The sequence below is a fragment of the Halobacterium sp. R2-5 genome (assembly GCF_011734195.1).
Lineage (GTDB): Archaea > Halobacteriota > Halobacteria > Halobacteriales > Halobacteriaceae > Halobacterium.
In genome coordinates, this window is the sequence record NZ_JAANTH010000002.1 from 895,066 (window position 1) to 911,666 (window position 16,601).

At 69.3% G+C, this 16,601-nt stretch carries 21 protein-coding genes; 11 read left to right on the forward strand and 10 right to left on the reverse strand.

Annotated features, from left to right (window positions below; translation table 11 throughout):
* Positions 1-15 precede the first annotated feature (15 nt).
* The 3 genes from G9C83_RS13400 to G9C83_RS13410 are packed head-to-tail and all read right to left on the reverse strand — an operon-like array spanning position 16 to position 3,689.
* On the reverse strand, positions 16-765 hold the full coding sequence (locus G9C83_RS13400; RefSeq protein WP_167246711.1) for a metallophosphoesterase: 750 nt from the start codon (positions 763-765) through the stop codon (positions 16-18).
* Complete coding sequence (locus G9C83_RS13405; RefSeq protein WP_167246713.1) at positions 766-2,424, reverse strand: hypothetical protein; 1,659 nt, start codon at positions 2,422-2,424, stop codon at positions 766-768.
* Positions 2,421-3,689, reverse strand: a complete 1,269-nt coding sequence (locus G9C83_RS13410; RefSeq protein ID WP_167246715.1) for a Single-stranded DNA binding protein — start codon at positions 3,687-3,689, stop codon at positions 2,421-2,423. The genes G9C83_RS13405 and G9C83_RS13410 overlap by 4 nt, the downstream gene beginning before the upstream one ends.
* Before the next feature lie 97 nt (positions 3,690-3,786).
* Here G9C83_RS13410 and G9C83_RS13415 point away from each other — a divergent pair, with 97 nt between their 5' ends.
* Both G9C83_RS13415 and G9C83_RS13420 read left to right on the forward strand, forming a co-directional pair.
* Positions 3,787-4,446 (forward strand): 2,5-diamino-6-(ribosylamino)-4(3H)-pyrimidinone 5'-phosphate reductase, encoded by a 660-nt coding sequence (locus G9C83_RS13415; RefSeq protein WP_167246717.1) that lies wholly within the window; start codon positions 3,787-3,789, stop codon positions 4,444-4,446.
* A 94-nt stretch (positions 4,447-4,540) separates the two neighbouring features.
* On the forward strand, positions 4,541-5,056 hold the full coding sequence (locus G9C83_RS13420) for an HPP family protein (protein ID WP_167246719.1): 516 nt from the start codon (positions 4,541-4,543) through the stop codon (positions 5,054-5,056).
* A gap of 126 nt (positions 5,057-5,182) precedes the next feature.
* Here the strand turns inward: G9C83_RS13420 and G9C83_RS13425 are convergent, their stop codons facing one another.
* From G9C83_RS13425 to G9C83_RS13435, 3 genes are all read right to left on the reverse strand, one after another.
* The gene (locus G9C83_RS13425) at positions 5,183-5,467 is read right to left on the reverse strand and encodes a hypothetical protein (RefSeq protein WP_167246721.1); all 285 of its coding nucleotides are present in this window, start codon (positions 5,465-5,467) and stop codon (positions 5,183-5,185) included.
* A gap of 44 nt (positions 5,468-5,511) precedes the next feature.
* Positions 5,512-6,273: a hypothetical protein gene (locus G9C83_RS13430; RefSeq protein ID WP_167246723.1), complete on the reverse strand. Its 762-nt coding sequence runs from the start codon at positions 6,271-6,273 to the stop codon at positions 5,512-5,514.
* Between the two features lie 63 nt (positions 6,274-6,336).
* Positions 6,337-7,659: an FAD-dependent oxidoreductase gene (locus tag G9C83_RS13435; RefSeq protein WP_167246725.1), complete on the reverse strand. Its 1,323-nt coding sequence runs from the start codon at positions 7,657-7,659 to the stop codon at positions 6,337-6,339.
* Positions 7,660-7,767: 108 nt separating this feature from the next.
* On the opposite strand from G9C83_RS13435, the gene G9C83_RS13440 reads away from it, so the two are divergent.
* The 4 genes from G9C83_RS13440 (at position 7,768) to G9C83_RS13455 (ending at position 9,077) form a co-directional block, all read left to right on the forward strand.
* Positions 7,768-8,052, forward strand: coding sequence for a DUF357 domain-containing protein (locus G9C83_RS13440; RefSeq protein ID WP_167246728.1), 285 nt, complete (start codon positions 7,768-7,770; stop codon positions 8,050-8,052).
* 69 nt (positions 8,053-8,121) lie between these two features.
* Positions 8,122-8,397: a winged helix-turn-helix domain-containing protein gene (locus G9C83_RS13445; RefSeq protein WP_167246730.1), complete on the forward strand. Its 276-nt coding sequence runs from the start codon at positions 8,122-8,124 to the stop codon at positions 8,395-8,397.
* A 73-nt stretch (positions 8,398-8,470) separates the two neighbouring features.
* Positions 8,471-8,773, forward strand: coding sequence for a hypothetical protein (locus G9C83_RS13450; RefSeq protein ID WP_167246732.1), 303 nt, complete (start codon positions 8,471-8,473; stop codon positions 8,771-8,773).
* Between the two features lie 121 nt (positions 8,774-8,894).
* The gene (locus G9C83_RS13455; RefSeq protein ID WP_167246734.1) at positions 8,895-9,077 is read left to right on the forward strand and encodes a hypothetical protein; all 183 of its coding nucleotides are present in this window, start codon (positions 8,895-8,897) and stop codon (positions 9,075-9,077) included.
* 3 nt (positions 9,078-9,080) lie between these two features.
* On the opposite strand, the gene G9C83_RS13460 is transcribed toward G9C83_RS13455, so the two are convergent.
* Positions 9,081-9,479 carry a translation initiation factor IF-2 subunit beta gene (locus G9C83_RS13460; protein WP_167246736.1) on the reverse strand — a complete coding sequence of 133 codons (399 nt, stop codon included), beginning with the start codon at positions 9,477-9,479 and terminating at the stop codon, positions 9,081-9,083.
* A gap of 134 nt (positions 9,480-9,613) precedes the next feature.
* Between G9C83_RS13460 and G9C83_RS13465 the strand changes: the two genes are divergently transcribed.
* Entirely contained in the window at positions 9,614-9,853 is a 240-nt protein-coding gene (locus G9C83_RS13465; RefSeq protein WP_167246738.1) for a UPF0058 family protein, read from the forward strand.
* A 53-nt stretch (positions 9,854-9,906) separates the two neighbouring features.
* Here the strand turns inward: G9C83_RS13465 and G9C83_RS13470 are convergent, their stop codons facing one another.
* Positions 9,907-10,329: a DUF555 domain-containing protein gene (locus G9C83_RS13470; RefSeq protein WP_167246740.1), complete on the reverse strand. Its 423-nt coding sequence runs from the start codon at positions 10,327-10,329 to the stop codon at positions 9,907-9,909.
* A gap of 88 nt (positions 10,330-10,417) precedes the next feature.
* Here G9C83_RS13470 and G9C83_RS13475 point away from each other — a divergent pair, with 88 nt between their 5' ends.
* Genes G9C83_RS13475 through moaC form a run of 4 tightly spaced genes read left to right on the forward strand, consistent with a single transcriptional unit; the run spans position 10,418 to position 13,596 of the window.
* A complete protein-coding gene (locus G9C83_RS13475; RefSeq protein ID WP_167246742.1) occupies positions 10,418-11,308 on the forward strand; it encodes a DNA-3-methyladenine glycosylase in 891 nt (296 codons plus the stop codon).
* 42 nt (positions 11,309-11,350) lie between these two features.
* Positions 11,351-11,629: an acylphosphatase gene (locus G9C83_RS13480; protein ID WP_167246744.1), complete on the forward strand. Its 279-nt coding sequence runs from the start codon at positions 11,351-11,353 to the stop codon at positions 11,627-11,629.
* A 46-nt stretch (positions 11,630-11,675) separates the two neighbouring features.
* Entirely contained in the window at positions 11,676-13,112 is a 1,437-nt protein-coding gene (locus G9C83_RS13485) for an NAD(P)H-hydrate dehydratase (protein ID WP_167246746.1), read from the forward strand.
* A complete protein-coding gene (gene moaC / locus G9C83_RS13490) occupies positions 13,105-13,596 on the forward strand; it encodes a cyclic pyranopterin monophosphate synthase MoaC (RefSeq protein WP_167246748.1) in 492 nt (163 codons plus the stop codon). The genes G9C83_RS13485 and moaC overlap by 8 nt, the downstream gene beginning before the upstream one ends.
* Here the strand turns inward: moaC and hflX are convergent.
* Together hflX and G9C83_RS13500 are read right to left on the reverse strand one after the other, a co-directional pair.
* Positions 13,593-14,900, reverse strand: a complete 1,308-nt coding sequence (gene hflX / locus G9C83_RS13495; protein ID WP_167246750.1) for a GTPase HflX — start codon at positions 14,898-14,900, stop codon at positions 13,593-13,595. The two genes, moaC and hflX, sit on opposite strands and share 4 nt — an antisense overlap.
* 68 nt (positions 14,901-14,968) lie before the next feature.
* The gene (locus G9C83_RS13500; RefSeq protein WP_167246752.1) at positions 14,969-16,456 is read right to left on the reverse strand and encodes an aldehyde dehydrogenase family protein; all 1,488 of its coding nucleotides are present in this window, start codon (positions 16,454-16,456) and stop codon (positions 14,969-14,971) included.
* Positions 16,457-16,601: the final 145 nt, after the last annotated feature.

Below are 16,601 nucleotides of genomic sequence, written 5' to 3' on the forward strand. Positions count from 1 at the left end.
CCGGAACGCGACCGTTCAGACGTCGCTGTACCGCCCGAGCCGCGTCCCGTCGAGCAGGTAGAGTTCGGCGTCCGGACACGCCTCGGGGAGGAACGGCGCGAGGAATCCCTGCCCCTCGACGTTCACCCACGTCCCCCCGGAGAGGTCGTTGAACGCCGGGAACACCGCGAGGTCTCCCCTCACGTCCAGCTCCTCACCGTGATACTTCTCGAACGGCGCGGCGTCCAGCGGGCCGCGCAGCCACGCGCGCTCGACGCGCGCCCCGCCGACTTCGTCCTCCAGCCGGACTGTCGGATGCTCGTGACCCACGCAAATCGTCTCCGCTTCCAGCACATCGGGCGCGGGCCACGTGTGGCCGTGCGCGAACCCCACGTCGCCGATGCGCGCGCCCTCCGGCGGCGTCGCGTCGACGTCGAACTCGTCGGCGAGCCCGCCGTCGTGGTTTCCCACCACGAGCGTCACGGGCACGTCGAGCGCGTCGAACAGCGCCGCGAGTTCGTCGTGCTCGTTGCCCTCCGGCGTGCCGATGGCGTGCCCGAGGTCCCCGAGGAAGATGACGCGGTCCGCCCGCGTCTCCCGGACGAGGTCGAGCGCGCGCTCGCGGCGCGCGTCCGCGCGACTCTGGACTTCCAGCCCCTCGCGGCGCAGCGACCGCTCGATGCCCGCGTGGTAGTCCGCCACGACGAGCGCGTGTTCGTCGCCGCTCCCGCCGGAAATATCGGCGACCGCGGCGGGCTCGTCGAGCACCGGCTCGACCAGCGCCATCTAGATGGCTTTCAGGTGGTCGTCGCCGGACTCGTAGCAGCGCCCGCTCATCAGCGCCTCCTGGATGGCGTCCTCGATCTCGCCCTCGTCGGCGTCGCGTTCGTCGGCCGCCGTCGCGACGACGTTCTCGCGGAGCGCGCCGTCGCCGTCGTCGAGCTCGTCCATCAGCTCCACGACGTAGTCCTCGAGGTCGAGGTCCATCGACGCGGCCTCTGAGTCCTCGCTGTCCGACTCGGGCTCGTCGTACTCCTCGGCCGTGAAGTCGTCGAGGTCGTCGGCGTCCTCGTCCTGGGCCTCGTCGAACGCCTCGTCCTCGGCGTCGAAGTCCCCAAGGTCGTCACCGGCTTCGGATTCGGAGTCCGCAGCAGGCTCTTCGTCCGGTTCGGGCGCGTCGATGTCCGACTCGCCCGCGTCCGGCACTTCCGAGCCCGTGGAGAAGCCGACGTCGTAGTTCTCCTTGACCTCCTCGCGCTCCTCCTCGGAGAGCTCGTACATCTCGCCGTCGCCGGCCGCCTCTTCGCCCTCCGGTGCGGCCTCCGCGGCCACTTCGTCGGGTTCGGGGGTCTCCGCCGCCGGACCGGGTTCGGTCTCCGTCTCCGCCTCGGATTCGGACCCTCCGGTCTCGGACTCGGTTTCCGCTCCTGTTCCCGCGGACTCGTCGCCGAATCCCTGCGCTTCGGGTTCGTTCAGCTCCTCGTCGTCAGCGGCGGGCGAGTCGGGCTGCTCGGCGCCGAACCCCTCTGCCTCGGGCTCCGTGGCCGGCTCGGGTTCGCTCTCAGCAGCTGATTCCGCTTCGGCTTCCGCTTCGAGGTCGTCCTCCAGGTCGGCTTCGTCGCCCGCCGGTTCCTCGGGGGACTCGATCTCGACGTCCTCAGACCGCTCTGCGTTCTGATGGGTTGCGGAAGACGACTGCGTCGTCTTCCGAACGCCGAGGTCGGTCGCGAAGTCGAGGGGCGCGTCGCCCTCGTCGGTCGGGGCGACGGAGAGCTCGCCGACCTCGTCGCGCTCGCCGGCGACGACGCGCGCGGCGTCCAGCGCGAGTTCGCGTACCGCGTCGAGGTACGCCGGCGTCGTGCCGTAGTGGTCGAGCGCGAGCGGGATGCCCGCAGCGAGTCCGGGCTGGACGCCCCCGCGTTCGAGCACCTCGCGGAGGGTGTCGCCGCGCTCGACGCGCTCGTGGGCGGCCGCCATCGTCGCCACGCGGTCGACGGTCTGCTCGGCGGTCGACACCACCCAGCGGTCGCGGGTCTCGGCGTCCACCTCGCTGACCTCCTCCGGGCGAATCGACGTGTAGACGACGTCCGCGTCGTCCGGCTGGAACGTTCGGGCCTTCCCCGTCACCGCGACGAACGACGGCGTGTCCGCGGATTCGAGCGCCGCCAGCGCCTCCGGCTGGTACTGGCCGGCGTAGACGACGAACGCGCCCGTCGGGTCGACGACGCGCGCCCGCACCACGTCCTCGCTGACCTGCTCGACCTCCGTGAGCACGCCCACGACGAACACGCGGTTGACGCGCGCGCCGGTCGGCGTCACCACGTAGTTCGGCGCGCGTTCCTCGTCGCTCTCCGCGTAGCTGTAGTCCGCGTCCTCGAACTCCGCCGCGAACAGTCGGTAGGCGACCTCGCGGCGGTTGACCTCCTCGGAGTCGGACGAACTCATGCGTCCACCTCCGCGAGGAAGGCCTGCGCACGCTCGGCGGGGTCGTCGCCGGACTCGCGGAACTCGGTCGTTTCGAGGTTCGCGCCGTAGTCGTCCACGGAGAGGTGGCCGCGGACCGTGTACTCCGCGCCCACGAGCGCCTCCGCGATGGTGTCCGCGACGACCTCCTGGTCCATCGCGTCCCGCGCCTGCTGGCGCGCGTCCTCGATGCCGCCGCCGTACACTTCCTCGGTGAGGTCGCGGTCGAGGATGACCGTGACGGTGTCCGTGCCGTCGTCGAGAATCGCCTTCACGCGCAGGTCGTCCTCGCCCTCGACGTCGCCGTGCTGGCGGCACTGCCCCTTCTGGACGACGCGCCCGCACTCGGGGCAGCGCTGGATGAGCCCGGAGCCGTCCCGGACCTCGATGACGTTCCCGACGAGCTCGACGTCGTACGCGCCGCCGCGCTCGACGGCCTCCCGAATCGCCATCCGCGTCGGCCCGCCGACCTCCACGGGCTCGTCGAGGCTCGCGACCGTCGAGAACTCCGAGACGTTCACCGACGGCACGCCGCGGAACTCGCGGACGTAGACGTCTTCGAGTCGGACGGACGCGCCCTCCGCGAGTTCGGCGTGGGGGTCCCAGTCCGTGAACGGGAGGCGCGCGCTCTCGTCGCCGAGCACGCCGCTCAGAATCTCGGTCTCGCCGTCCCGGCCGTCGATGGTCCGGGTCTCGACCTCGGTCACGCGCACCTCGACGTTCCGCCCCCGGTCGCCCGGCGCGAGGTCGGCGAGGCTGCGGTCGCCGCCCACGTCGTAGGGCACGTCGATGCCCTCGGCCTCGCTCACGGTGGAAGACTCCCCGAAGTTGAGCTCGGGTTCGCCCTCGTACTCGCGCACGCTCGCGTTCCCGATGGTGACCGTGTCGCCGGGTTCGAGCCCGAAGTCCTCCCACGCCGTGTACGAGATCTTCCCGGTCTCGTCGGCGAGTTCGCCCTCGCCGATGACGTGGTCGTCGCCCTGGTAGCGAATCGAGCGCTTCCCCGCGGTCAGCACCTTCGCGGTCACCGTGACGTTCCCCGAGTCGGGGCCGACGTCGGCGATGTCCGCTGCGGTCGGGCCGCCCGAGTCGCCGCCCGAGTCGTCGCCGTACTTCCGACGGAGGCTGCGTTTGGCCTCCTCGACGGGAACGCTGTACTCCACGAGGTTCTGCAGGTTCTCTTTGACCTCCGCTTTGTCTACACCGAGGTCGGAGGCGAGCTCCTCGGCGTGTTCGTCGACGTTCATGCGTCTACAACTCGGGCACCCTCCCCTAAAAGGGTTCCCGCGAGCGGGCGCGCGTGAGAGCGAAACGCGTTTCCCGCGGCCGCCCCGCTTGCCGCGTATGCACGTCGTCGTCAACGCAGCGATGAGCGCGGACGGCAAGCTCTCGACGCGCCGCCGCGAGCAGGTCGCGCTCAGCGGCGAGGCGGACTTCGAGCGCGTCGACGCGCTCCGTGCGAGTGTCGACGCCGTGATGGTCGGTGTCGGCACCGTCCTCGCGGACAACCCCTCGCTGACCGTCGACGACTCCGACCTCGTCGCCGAGCGCGACGCCCGCGGGAACTCCCCCCAGCCCGCCCGCGTCGTCGCCGACTCCCACGCCCGCACGCCACCGGGCGCCCGCGTGCTCGACGGCGCCGCCCAGACGTTCGTCCTCGTCGCCGAGGAGGAGCCGGTCGAGCACCGCCAGTCGCTCGAAGACGCCGGTGCCACCGTCGTCGTCGCGGGCGAAACCCGCGTCGCGCTCCCCGAAGCGTTCGCCGAACTGGAAGCGCACGGCGTCGAAGACCTCATGGTCGAGGGCGGCGGCGAGCTCATCTTCTCGCTGTTCGCCGACGACCTCGTCGACGAGCTCTCCGTCTTCGTCGCGCCGACCATCATCGGCGGCCGCGACGCCCCGACGCTCGCGGACGGTGACGGCTTCGTCTCCGAACTCCCCGAACTCGACCTGGTCGGCGTCGAGCGAGTCGACGACGGCGTCCTCCTCGAGTACGACTGCTAGCCCGGCTCCCTCGGCCGTCTCGACGCCGAAAGCGCTGTGACGCGGCGCGCCCGAAGCAAGAGTGATTTAGGCGGCAGGTGCGGAGACACGCGCCATGAGACGCCGCGTCGGGACGAGCCTCTACGCCGGCCTCCTGTTCACGGTGCTCGGCGTCGTCGCGTGGGCGAGCGGCCAGCCGTTCATCTTCCCGAGCCTCGGCCCCACTGCGTTCGTGCTCGCGTTCGACCGGCGCAGCGAGCGCACGCAGACGTACCGCGTCCTCGCCAGCCACCTCATCGGCGGCGTCGCGGGGCTGCTGGCGTGGTCGCTGATCGCGACCGGCGCGTCGATAACTGCGACCCCGCCGCCGCTCTCCGTCGAGGGGTTCCGGCTCACCGCGAGCGCGACCGCCTCCATCGTGCTGACGAGCTGGGCGATGATCGCGACCGACACGATTCACCCGCCGGCCTGCGCGACGACGCTCATCGTCTCGCTCGGCCTGCTGTCGACGCCGCTGCGCGTCGCCACTATCGTCGTCAGCGTCGCCATCCTCGTCGCGTTCCACGCCGGCGTCCTGCACGTGTTCAAGCGCATCGTCGGCGACTCCCACCCGCTGTATCGGGACGACTGAGCGAGCTGCCGCACAGCCGTCCGGTGCCCTGTCTGGGAGACGGCTCCGTCGCCGCGAATCGCGGCGTGCCCGCTGCCGACGAACAGCGACGACGTCGAAAAGCGTTCTGCGCGCTGTGGCGAGGGGTTAGTGCTGGTGGCCGGTCGCTTCCGCGTACGTCTGCCCGAAGCGCTCCTCGAACTGGTCGAGAGTCGCCTGCTCGACGTCCTGGAGCTCCTCGGTGGGCTCGCCCTGGCTGTGGTGGACGAGCGCGTGCGCTCGCTGCGCGAACGCCATCAGCGCGATGTCGCCGACGACCTGCGCCTCGCTCTCGTCGTCCTCCTCGCTGAAGATTTCGACGAGGCGAGCGGGAATCGTCACTTCGTCGGTGTCTCCGTTCGGGTCCTCGATGGTGAACGTGGCTTCGTCCATACCTCACAGACGGGACCCCGACTAAAAGAGATGTGGAAAGCGGGCTACGCCGCTTCGTCCGTCCACGACGGCTCCTCGACGGTCGTCTCGTTCACGCCCGTCGTCGACAACGACAGCGACGCCGTCGACTCGCCGTCGCCCTCGTCGACGGTCAGCGTCAGCGACAGCGTTCGGACGTACCCGTCGTCGTCGACGACGAGCGTCGCCGACGACTCGGTGACGTCGCTCGCGTCGAAGCTCGTGTCCTCCGAGGACGCGATGCTGTCAGCCTCGAAGCGGTACGCGCCGTCCTCGGTCCCGACGTACTCGAACTCCAGAGCGTCGAAGACGCCACCGGTCGTCCGCAGCCGGGACTGCTGGTCGACGAGCTGTTCGAACTCCCCGCTGGTCACGTTCTGGCTGCCGTACCGGTACTCGCCGTCCGTCCCGGACTGCGAGTACGCCACGCCGTCGGCGACGTACGTGTTCTGGGTCTGCTCGGTCCCGCCACGCGTGGTCGCGATCTGCAGTAGCACGGTCTCCGCGTCCCGGTCCACGAGGACTCTGGACGTCGACTCGGCGCCGCCGTCGCTGGACGTGTTCTGCGCGTACTCGAAGCTAGACGCGTTCGCGATGACGTTCGCGTGGCTCTCCTGGAGCCGCTCGTACGCCACGCTCTCGTTGTCGTCGACCCAGGTCTGTTCGGCGACCGGCGGGAGGTCACTCGTCGCGTCCGAGGACGCGCCGTCGTCGCCGGGAACGCCCCCCGTACAGCCGGCGAGCGCGACGAGCGCGACCACTGCCACTGCAAGTATGCGATTCGACATACTCCCACAGGTGTCACCGCGAAGAAAAACGCACCGACACGCGGTTACGACGCGGCCGTCCGGTCAGTCGTCGGCGGGCGCGGCCTCGGTGCCTTCCGCGGCGCTCGCGCTCGCCTCGCTCTCCAGGTACTCGTCGGCGTCCAGCGCGGCCTTACAGCCCATGCCGGCAGCGGTGACAGCCTGCTGGTAGTGGTAGTCGACGACGTCGCCCGCGCCGAAGATACCGCCGACGTCCGTTCGCGTCTGGCCGCCTCCCTTGCCGCCGCGCGTTATGATGTACCCCTCGTCGTCGAGCTCGACGCCCGTGTCTTCGAGGTAGCCCGTGTTCGGCGTGTGGCCGATGGCGACGAAGAACGCGCCGACGGACAGCGCGAACTGCTCGGTCTCGTCGTCGTCGAGCTTCGCGGTCGGGTGACCCTCGGGGTGGCGCACCAGCGTCACGTCGTCGACGCCGGACTCGGGCGTCCCCTCGATCTCGACGGCCTCCGTGTTCCAGAGCACCTGCATGTCGCCGTTGTCGACGTGCTCCTGGACGCGCTCCTGCCAGTAGTCCTCCGCCCGGAGCTCGTCGCGGCGGTGGACGAGGTAGACTGTATCGGCGAACTTCGTGAGGAAGCTGGCCTCCTCGGCGGCCGCGTCGCCGCCACCGACGACGACCATGTCCTCGCCCTTGAAGAACGCGCCGTCGCAGGTCGCGCACGTCGAGACGCCGTACCCCATCAGCTCGTCCTCACCCGGGATGCCGAGCGTGCGCGCGCTCGCCCCGGACGCCGCGATGACGGCGTCCGCGGTGTAGACGTCGCCGTTCGCCAGCTCCACGCGGAACGGCCGCTGGGAGTCGTCGACGTGCTCCACGACGCCGTGTTCGAGTTCAGCGCCGAAGCGCTTGGCCTGCTCTTTCATGTTGTTGATGAGGTCCGGCCCCGAGATGCCCTCCGGGAACCCGGGGTAGTTCTCGACCTCCGTGGTGAGCGTGAGCTGGCCGCCGGGCTCGTCGCCCTCGAACAGCAGCGGGTCGTTGTTCGACCGCGCCGCGTAGATGCCCGCCGTCAGCGCCGCGATGCCCGTCCCCGTGATGACGAGCTTCCGGTGTTCGACGACGTCGTCGGTGCTGTCGTCCGCGATGCCGAGCTTCTCGTCGAGCTCGCCGCTCTGGTCGAGTTCGTGCGTGTCGTCCCAGCCGCCGATGAGCTCGTCGTCGATGAACACCTCGGGCGCGGTCTCGCGGCCGTCCGCGCGCGCTCTCATCTCCTCGAACAGCTCCTCGTCGCCCGTGACGTTGTACGTCACGTAGTCGACGCCCTTCTCGTCGAAGAGGCCCTTGGCTTTCTCGCAGTACGGACAGTCCGTCTTCGTGTAGATCTCCACCTTCGGGTCCGCGGTCATGCCTACTACTCGACGCCCGCGGCGCTTGTAGGTTGTGTTGACCGGGAAGCGTGCCGCCACCCCGTTCGACACCCCAGCGCTTACGCCGCACGTCCCCCACGTTCCCGTATGCCCGCCGACCTCCACGAGAAGATGGACCGCTACGAGGGCCTGCTGGCGGAGGCGCTCGCGGAAGCCGAAGCCGTTCCGCCCGCCGACACGCCGCTCGGCGAGGCCGCCGCCGAGTACGAGGAGATGGCGCAGTCGTACCTCGACGACGGCCGTCACTTCCGCGAGCACGACGACCCCGTGAACGCGCTCGCGGCGTTCTCCTACGGGCACGCGTGGCTGGACGCCGGTGCCCGTATCGGGCTCTTCGACGTGCCCGAGTCCGGCCACCTGTTCACCGTCTGAGCGCCCGGAAGCCGGCACGCGACGCGGGCTCGGGTGGTTTTACGGGCCTGCGCCGCGTCTCACGAGGCGATGGAGGCCGCGCTCTGGTACGTGTTGACTGGGACGCGCGGCGGCCCGAACCGCGTCCGCATCCTGCGTGCGGTCGCCGAGCGGCCGAGGAACGCGAACCAGCTCGCGGAGGACCTGGACCTCGACTACAAGACGGTCCGCCACCACCTGGACGTGCTCGTCGACAACGACATCGTCGAAGCCAGCGGCGACGACTACGGCGCGGTGTACCTGCCGACGGACGCCGTGAGAGACCACTGGGACACCGTCGAGGAGATCATGGAGGAAGTCGAGTGATGCGCGCTACGAACCGAATATCGGCGGAATTTGGGAAAGTGTATAACTACCGCTCCTCCCAACGGTGGTGTAGATGACCGTCTGGGCGGACGTCACGCGAGCCGCGATGGCGCTCAACGTCCTCGCGCTGCTCGCGCTCTGCAGCGTGTGGGCTCGCAACTACCGCCAGATGCATTCGAAGCACGCGCTCGGCCTCCTCCTGTTCGGCTTGCTGTTACTCGGCGAGAACCTCCTCGGGCTCTACTACTTCGCGATGCACGCCCAGCTGACGGCGTGGTTCAGCGGCCTGCCGTCGATCTCGGCGACGGCGATGATGGCGCTGCGGCTGCTGGAGACCGCTGCTATCGGGTTCCTGTTGTGGGTCACCTGGGACTGAACGGTCCCGAGCCGGCTGCTCGGGCGACGAGACTCGGTACGTTACCGGCAGATTACCCGAGAGTCCGACTGCGCGAGGACCGGCCTCAACCTTTTTCCCCGCAGCCGTCGCAGTTGCGGGCATGGCGCACGAGGCGTACGTGCAGTTATCCTGTCCTGAATGCCAGAAACGGTGGGAGAGCACGCCGAGCGAGCTGCCCACGCACGACAAGAACTTCAGTTGTCCGAACTGCCACGCGACGCGGCGGACCGCGGAGTTCATGCGGACCGACCGCGACCTGGAGAACCTGAAACGACTACAGTAGCTTCTACACCGCCGAACGGGCGCCACACGCCTCGCAGTGGAGGCGCTCGGTGTCGTCCTCGACTTCGAGGTTCGTGTCCGGCAGCCCGCACTCCGGGCAGAGGACGTACGTGTCGACGTACTCGTCGAGGACGTCCTCGACGCGGCGCTGGCGGAACTCGCCGGTGAGCCGGGCGCGCCCGCGCTCGTCGATCTGGGCGCTCGTCCCGAGCTCGTTCTGGATGAACTTCAGGACGTGGTCCTCCTCGCGGCCGAGGCGGTCGAGGGTGTCCTGGAAGTTCTCGTAGACGGTGACGTTGCCTTCCTCGCGGACGTTCGGCTCCGGCACCTCGAATCGGCTCTCGCTGCCCGCGACGTCGGACTTGTCCTGCATCGCGCGGTCGAGTTGCTCTTCGTAGTCCATACCGGTTCGAAGTGGCGGCCCGCACAAAAGCCTTTCAAAAACCCGGGTGAGATACGGCGGCCCACGGGAGAGAGAACCGTGGTAACAGGTCTCAGGATAATACTATAACCCCGTGACCGTTAGAATTGGCTGCCATGAAGAAGCAGGAGCTCATCCACCTTCACGGCCTCCTCGCAGAGGTCGGGAACTACTACGAGGAATGTGAATCCGACGAGATTTCCCTCGACGAGTACGAGGACCTCGGCGTACGACCCACATCCATTCACAAATCGAAAACTGACCACAAAGCAGCTGTTTTCGCGCTCGCGGGCGGCATCACTTCGGCGATGGAAGACACCGAAGAACAGGAAGCCGTCCCCGCCCAGGCCGACTAACGTAGCGAAACGCGACGTCTCCTCGCGCGACCCGGAACCGTCTAGCAGCGCCGCTACGCTCCGTCTCCGTCCTCGTCGTCCCTCGCTTCGCTCTCCTCGCCGTTCGCCGCTTCCGCGTTCTCCGCGTCGCTCTCGGCTTCGACTTCCTCCTCGACGTGCAGCACCTCTAGCGGGATGTTCTCCAGGCGCTGGCCGATCTCCTTGCGCGCGATCCGGGAGGCGTGCTCCTCGCGCTCGACGTTGAACACGCTCATCTCCAGTTCGAGCGCGACGAGGCTCTCGTCGGCGGCGACGAACGCGGGGTCGAGGGCTTCCCCGCAGTGCGGGCAGGAGCGCTCGCCCATGTTGATCTCGACGTAGTTCAGGTCCGGGTTCAGCATCTCGCCGGTCTTCGAGATGGCGATGCGGACCGCTTCGTCGGGTGTCTCGACGTCGTAGACGGGGACCGCTGCTTCGACGACCACCCTACAATCCATAGCTACGTGACGTGTTCGCGGGCGACGTAGAAGAAGGTTAGCCCGAAACCGATTGCGTCTTCCCACAGCGCCGCCAAGCCCGCCCGAGATGGAGCGCGGCGCCATTCCGACGGCCGACGTCCCGGGCGCTGTCGACGTGCAGTCGACCCTGGAGAGCGGACAGACGTACCTCTGGTGGCGTCCCGACGGCGCGACCTACGAGACCGACGGCGCGTACGGCGGCGACGCGTGGTACCGCACCGTCGTCGACGGCGACGTCGTCGAAGTCCGCCAGACCACGGACGCGGTCGAGTGGCAGTCCACGACCGACGCCGACCCGCTGGTGCGCGAACTGCTCGGGCTGAACGACGACCTCCACGAGATTCGCGCCGCCGCCGTCGACGACGACCTCACGGCGGCCGCGTGGGACGCCTACGACGGCCTCCGCATCGTCCGCGACCCGTTCTTCGGCTGCCTGGTATCGTTCATCTGCTCGGCGCAGATGCGCGTCGAGCGCATCTTCGCGATGCAGGAGTCCCTCCGCGAACACTACGGCGAGCCGATCGACTACGACGGCGAGACCGTCCACGCGTTCCCCGAGCCGGAAGCCCTCGCGGCCGCCACCGAGGACGACCTCCGCGAGCTGAAACTCGGCTACCGCGCGCCGTACGTCCAGCGGACCGCGGAGATGGTCGCGTCCGGCGAGCTCGCCGAGCGCGACGTCGACGGACGGGCGTACGAACTCGCCCGCGAGGAGCTCACGGGGTTCGTCGGCGTCGGCGACAAGGTCGCGGACTGCGTCCTGCTGTTCTCGCTGGGCTACCTCGAAGCGGTCCCGCTGGACACGTGGATTCGGTCGGCAATCGAGGACCACTACCCGGACTGCGACTGCGGCAACTACGCCGACACCTCCCGCGCTATCCGGCAGCGACTCGGCCCGTACGCCGGCTACACGCAGACCTACCTCTTCCACTACCTCCGTTCGGGCGGCGACGAGTGACCCGCGCGTAGCTTTTTGACGGACGCCGCCCCACTCGGTGACATGAGCGAGCGGACTCGCGCACGGGTGTTCGTCTCCGGGAAGGTACAGGGCGTCTACTACCGCGCGACCACCCGCGAGCAGGCGACCGACCGCGGCGTCGACGGCTGGGTACGGAACCTCCGGGACGGCCGCGTGGAGGCGGTCTTCGAGGGCCTCGAAGACGACGTCGAGGCGATGGTCGAGTGGTGCCACGAGGGCAGCCCCGCGGCGCGCGTCGACGACGTCGAGGTCGAGTACGGCGACCCGGAGGGCTTCGACGGGTTCGAGATCCGCCGGTGATCCCGCACGCGGAGTTTTTACGGCGGCCCCCGCCGAACGTCCGGACATGATCACCAGCGAGCGGATGGCCGCCGTCGACCGGAACGCGGCGGCGGTCGGCGTGCCGCGCAAGCAGCTGATGGAGTCCAGCGGGAACGCCGTCGCGTGTGCCGTCCGCGAGACCGCCGACGCGGGCGCGAGCGTCGCCGTCGTCGCGGGCCGCGGGAACAACGGCGGGGACGCGTTCGTCGCGGCACGCTTCCTCGGCGAGTACGACGTCACCGTCCACCTGCTCGGTCGGCCCGAGACAATCACGACGGACATCAGCCGCGAGAACTGGGCGGCGCTCCAGCAGGCCGAACTCCCCACGGAAGTCGTCAAAGACTCCGAGTCCCTCGACCTCGGCGACCCGGACGTCGTCGTGGACGCCGTGCTCGGCACCGGCGTCTCGGGTGCGCCCCGTGAGCCAGAAGCCACAGCAATCGAAGCGATCAACGGCGCCGACGCGCCGGTCGTCGCCGTCGACGTCCCCTCGGGGATGGACGCCGACACCGGCGAGACGCCCGGCGCCGCCGTCGACGCCGACCGCGTGGTGACGTTCCACGACGTGAAGCCCGCGCTCGCGGACCGCGAGGACGTCACCGTCGCGGACATCGGCATCCCCGACGCGGCGGAACTGTTCGTCGGGCCGGGCGACCTCCAGCAGCTCGAACGCGACCCGCAGGCCCACAAGGGCGACTTCGGGCGCGTGCTCGTCGTCGGCGGCGGTCCCTACACGGGTGCGCCAGCGTTGAGCGCGCGGGCGGCGCTGCGGGCGGGCGCGGACCTCGCGTACCTCGCGGTCCCCGACAGCATCGCGGACACCGTGAAGGGGTACAGCGAGAACCTCATCGTCGACTCGTACGTCGGCACGCGCCTGCTCCCCGAGCACGTCGACGAGATTCTCGACCGCGCCGCGGACGTCGACGTGGTCGTCCTCGGGCCGGGACTCGGCGACGCCAGCGACACGCTCGCAGCGGTCCGAGAGTTCCTCGCCTCGTACGACGGCCGCGCGGTCGTCGACGCCGACGCTCTCCAGGTCGTCCCCGACGTCGAGACGGACGCCGACCTCGTCTGCACGCCCCACCAGGGAGAACTCCGGAAGATGGGCGGTCCCGCGGAAGACGACTGGCGTGAGCGCGCGGACACCGTCGGAGCCTTCGCCGCCGACCTCGGGCAGACGGTCCTCGTGAAGGGCGCCTACGACGTAATTTCGGACGGCGAGACGACGCGCGTGAACCGCACCGGGAACCCGGGAATGACCGTCGGCGGCACCGGCGACGTGCTCGCGGGCGCGACGGCCGCGATGTTCTCGACGCTGGACGCGCTCCCCGCAGCGAGTGTCGGCGCGTACGCGAACGGCGCCGCCGGCGACTACGCCGTCGACGACCACGGCTACGGTCTGCTCGCGACCGACCTGGTGGACGCGCTTCCCGCGGCGCTGTGGGGTGGTTCTGATGACTAGCGACGATCCCGGAGACGACCTCACGCACACGACCGAGGACGGCGACGTGCAGATGGTGGACGTCGGCGACAAGCCCGACACGGCGCGCCGCGCGGTCGCGCGCGGCGAGATTCGCCTCTCGGCGTCGACTGTCGACGCGATTCGCGGCGACGAAATCGGGAAGGGCGACGTGCTCGCGACCGCGCGCGTCGGCGCCGTGCAGGCGGTCAAGCACACGTGGGAGACGATTCCGATGTGCCACCAGATCCCCATCACGAACGTCGAGACGGACTTCGACGTGCGCGAGGACCGCGTGATTCTCGAAGTCGCCGTCGAGACCACCGGGAAGACGGGCTGCGAGATGGAGGCCCTGGAGGGCGTGACGACCGGCCTGAACGTCGTCTGGGACATGGTGAAGGCCGCGGAGAAGGACGACGACGGCCAGTACCCCGGCACCGCTATCGAGGGCGTCGAGGTCGTCAGCAAGGAGAAGCGCGAACTCTAGGCTTCCGCGACGAGGTCGCTGGCCTTCGCGCGGGACTTCTCGACGACTGGGGGGCGCGCCTCGAAGTCGACGACGACCTGCTCGTCGCCGTAGTCGACGTCGCGGACGTGGGCGTGGTCGTGGACCCACGACACCACGCTCATCGTGTCCTCGGTCATCGGGAGGACGAGCGTCTCGCGTTCGCGGGGCGGCAGTTCGTCGTCGATGCGCTCGCGGAGCGCGTCGACGTCGATCCCTTCCCTCCCGCTGACCGCGATGGGGTTCGGCGCGAGCGCGGACAGCGCCTCCTGTTTCTCCGCGAGCTCGTCGTCGTCGACCTTGTCCACCTTGTTGAACACGGTGACGATGGGGGCCTCGTTGCGCTCGTAGAGCGTGTCGTGGCTGGTGACGAGCTTCTCGCGGATGTCGTCGAGGGGCTCGCTGGCGTCCACCACCAGCAGCACGAGGTCGGCCTGGTAGACGGACTCCAGGGTGGACTTGAACGACTCCACGAGCCAGTGCGGGAGGTCGCTGATGAACCCGACCGTGTCCGTCAGCAGGACGTCCCGGCGGTCCATCTCCAGCCGGCGGGTCGTCGTCCCCAGCGTCGTGAACAGCCTGTCCTGGGACTCGGCGGTGGTGTCGAGGTCGGGGTGGAGGTCGTCGTTCTCGTCGACGTCGAGGTCGTCGGCGAGCCGCCGCAGCAGCGTCGACTTCCCGGCGTTCGTGTACCCGGCGAGGGCCACCAGCTCGAAGCCGGACTCGCGGCGGGTCTCCCGGCGCTGCCGTTCGGTCTTCTCGATGCTCTCCAGTTCGTCCCGGATGCGGCTGATCTGGGCCTTGATGTCCTGCTCGCGACTCTCGTCGTACTCGCCGAGGCCCATGAACCCGGGGCGCTCGTCGCGCTTCGCGAGGCTGGTCTTCGCCTCCGCGCGCGGGAGCTCGTAGCGCAGCTCCGCGAGCTCGACCTGCAGCTGGGCCTTCCGCGTCCGAGCGCGCTGGCCGAAGATGTCGAGGATGAGCCGGAAGCGGTCGACGACTTCCGTGTTCTCGGGCAGCCGCTGGCCGAGGTTGTACGTCTGGTAGGGGCCGAGGCGGTTGTCGAAGACGACGCGCTCCGCGCCCGTCTCCGCGACGAGCGCCGCGAGCTCCTCGACTTTCCCCTCGCCGAGCTGGAGCGCGGGGTCGGCGGTACGGGTCTGGGTCACTTCGCCGCCGACCTCGTAGCCCGCGGCTCGGACGAGGTCCCTGATTTCGGCGGTGTCGGCCTCGCCGTCGTCGACGCGCTTGGCCACGACCGCCGTCTTGGTCGCTGTTCCTGTCACTCGACGCGTACTACGCCCCGGCGCTACTTAAGCCCCGGGCGCGGATAACGGCTCCCGGTATCGCCCGGTCAGAACGGGTACTCGCGGGGCTCGTGCTGGACGGAGATCCACTTCGTCTCGGTGATCTCCCGGAGGAACGCGTCGCTGTTGTACTCGCCGACGCCGGACGCGCCGATGCCGCTGAACGGCACGTGAGCCTCGTCGTTGATCGGCTGGTCGTTGATGTGGACGTTCCCGGTCTCCATGCGGTCGGCGATCTCCCGTGCGACCGAGAGGTCGCCCGAGTGCACGGCGCCGGAGAGGCCGTACTCGGTGTCGTTGGCGATTTCGACGGCCTCGTCGACGTCCGAGAACGGGATCACGGGCGCGATGGGACCGAAGTGCTCGTTGCAGGCGGCCGCCATGTCGTTGGTGACGTCCGAGAGCACCGTCGGCTCGACGACCAGCGAATCGTCGACACCGTCGATGTCGGCGGTTTCGCCGCCGGTTTCGAGGGTGGCGCCCGCCTCGACCGTCTCCTCGACGTATTCGAGCATCTCGTCGCGCTGGGACTCGTCGATGATCGGGCCGACGACGGTGCCGCCCTCGTGCGCGCTCCCGACGGCGAGTTCCTCGGCGCGCTCGGTGAGCTTCTCGACGTACTCGTCGTAGACGTCTTCGTGGACGACGTGGCGGTTGATGGAGATACAGACCTGTCCCTGATGGACGAACGAGCCGAACGTCGCCGCGTCGACGGCGCGGTCGAGGTCGGCGTCCTCGGTGACGACGAACGCGTTGTTGCCGCCGAGCTCCATCGCCGGCACCGCGAGGTTCTCGCCCGCGAGCCCGGCGACGTGCTGGCCGACCGACGTGGAGCCGGTGAACGAGACGACGTCGCTCTCGGGGTGGCTGGCGACGCGGTCACCGATCTCCGAGCCCCGGCCCGTCACCACGTTCAGTACGCCGCCGGGGAGGTCGGTCTCTTCGAACAGCTTCGCGAACAGCAGCCCGCCCGTGATGGGGGAGTTCGTCGAGGGCTTCAGCACGACGCTGTTGCCCGCGGCGATGGCGGGGAGGACGGCGCGAGCGCTGAGGTTCAGCGGGAAGTTCCACGGCGAGATGACCGTCACCACGCCCTTCGGCCCGCGCTCGACGATGTTCTCCTTGCCGGGGATGTTCGACTCGGCGTGCTCGCCTTTCATCCGCCGCGGCAGCGTCGCCGCCTCGCCAGCGTGGTCGCTGGCGATCTGGATGGACGTCTCGCCCATGATGGCGGAGCCGCCGACCTCGTGTGCGAGCAGGTCGACGACCTCGTCGCTGTGTGCCTGGAGCGCTTCCAGGAACTGCTGGACGACCGCCGCGCGCTGGGCTGGCGGCGCCTCCGCCCACTCCGTCTGGGCTTCCGCAGCGGCCTCGTAGGCTGCGTTCACGTCGGCTCCCGAAGCGGACGGTACCTCGGCGACGACCTCCCGCGTGGAGGGGTCCTCGACGTCGATTGTCTCGCCGCTCTCGGCGGGCGTCCACTCGCCGTCGACGTACAGTTCGCTCCAGTCGGCGTCTATCGAGAAGTCACTCATCCGTGTTTTACCAGACGGTACAAACACACTAAAGTGCGGAGGACGGGGAGAGTGCCACCGGTTGACGAACGACTCACACGTCCCTCGCCGGCCGCTCGACGCGGCGAGCGCCCCTTCCGACAGCCTTTACCGGCCGGTAAACGAA